The organism is Nonomuraea sp. B1E8, assembly GCF_039871515.1.
In the GTDB taxonomy this organism is placed as follows: domain Bacteria; phylum Actinomycetota; class Actinomycetes; order Streptosporangiales; family Streptosporangiaceae; genus Nonomuraea.
Window position 1 is genome coordinate 1 of the sequence record NZ_JBDPLS010000042.1, and the last position, 1,740, is coordinate 1,740.

The window sequence follows — 1,740 nt, forward strand, 5'->3', positions numbered from 1 at the left end:
CCTCGATGACTCACGGGGTGGGCGTCCCTCCTGATCAGTTTCGGCTGATGGAGGTTTCCGCCTGATCGTCCCGTTCGCTGCGGATGGTGGCACGGCAATCTGCCCGGGACGCTCGGGCGGGCGGCGGTTCCACGGGCCGCGAGGAGACCGGGACTCCTCCTTCCGGGATCGGGGGGACGTGTTCGCAATGGTCAGGTGGGTGCCGGCAGGGCGCAGAGCCGCTGCCAGCAGGTCAGGAACGCGTGCTTCCACGGCCAGGTGGCACTGATCTTCACGATCCGCCGGCGGGCATGACAGACCAGGCGGGCGGGCAGGTGCCACAGGCAGTAGCGCAGGGTCTGCGGTTCGGCGCGGGCCAGTTCCGGGTCGTCATGCAGGCCGAGCAAGCGGGTCCAGGCGTCGAGGTCTGCGGCGAGGTTGGCCGCCAGCACCCAGCCGACGTTGACGTTCCAGCTCTTGGACGGCAGGTTGCGCAGACCCATGGCCTTGTTGCAACGGATGCGGTCTTCGACTTCGGCGTGGTCGCGGTGGACGGCGTCGATGAACTGCACGTGATGGCTGCCGGCGATGCCGCGCAGTCCGCGCGGGCCGAGGTTGGTGGCGATGATCGCGTACTTCCAGCCGGTCTTCTTCTCCATCTCCGTCAGCTGTCGGGCGTCGCGAGCCGAGGGCTTGACCCGGCGCACCAGCAGGCGCACGCCCCAGGCTGTGGCGCGTTGGTCCAGGCCGGTCAGTTCGGCGACGTGAGCGTGCGGGTGCACGCGGCCGTCCTGGCGGACGGCGGCCTGCCAGGCGCCGGCGGGGAGCTCGGCGATCGCGGCCTCGTCAACGTCGGTGATCTTCCAGCCGACGGTGAACCGGACCGTCCGCCGGGTGGTGTTCAGGCTCTTCATGTGCTCGACCAGGTCGTGGGTGGCGCCCGCGCCATCGACGCGGATCCAGATCTTGGCCCGGTAGGCGTCGGGGATCTGTGTGATCGCCTCGCTCAGCACGCGAATGTGGTCGGCGACGGTGTTGGAACCCGCCGACCCGGTGCGCAGCAGCATCGCCAGCGACTCGTGCGTGTTGGCGCACCAGGCGGCCAGCGGGTGGAAGCCGTAGCCCTTCTTGAACGTCGCCGATGCCCCTTGTTTGTCGGAGTGGGCGGTGATCAGCGTGGCGTCCACGTCGATCACGATCCACCCGGTGAGCAGCTTCCCGGCCACGACCAGCCAGGGGAACCCGGTCTCGGTGGCGGCGATCAGGTCCCATACGTGTCGCCGAACCCGGGCTCGCGCGCGGGCGATCCGGAGCCGGACCTGCTCGTCGGCGCCGATCGGTTCCAAGGTCCGGCGGACGGTGGAGTCCGACGGCGGAGCGCCGAAGACCGTCTCCTGGTGAGCCAGCAGGGCAATCTGCCGCATGCTGGTCGCCCCGAGGGTCATCGCCACGGCGAGTTGCACAAGCACGATGCCCCGGTCCCAGACCGGCGAGCCGCCCACCCGGGCCAGCACCCCGCCCAGCGCGCTGGTTAACCCGGTCTGATCAGCGCATTTACGCAGGAGCACGGCACCGGCGTGTCCCACGAGTCCTTTGCCGTCCGCCCGTACAGACAAGCGGCGGTCCCATGCCGTACCGTTCACCCGGAAGGTGCGTCCGTTCTGTGCGATGTCTTGATCTAAGCAGTCAGATCATCGCAGGTCGGAGGCACCTTCTTCATTTATCGATCTTCAGGGCGAAATTCGGGCTGAATAGCTGAGG

The 1,740-nt window shown here is 68.5% G+C and carries 1 protein-coding gene; it reads right to left on the reverse strand.

Annotated elements, in window-relative coordinates:
- Positions 1 to 191: 191 nt before the first annotated feature.
- Entirely contained in the window at positions 192 to 1,565 is a 1,374-nt protein-coding gene (locus tag ABGA98_RS45595) for an IS1380 family transposase (RefSeq protein ID WP_347624735.1), read from the reverse strand.
- Between the last annotated feature and the right edge of the window lie 175 nt (positions 1,566 to 1,740).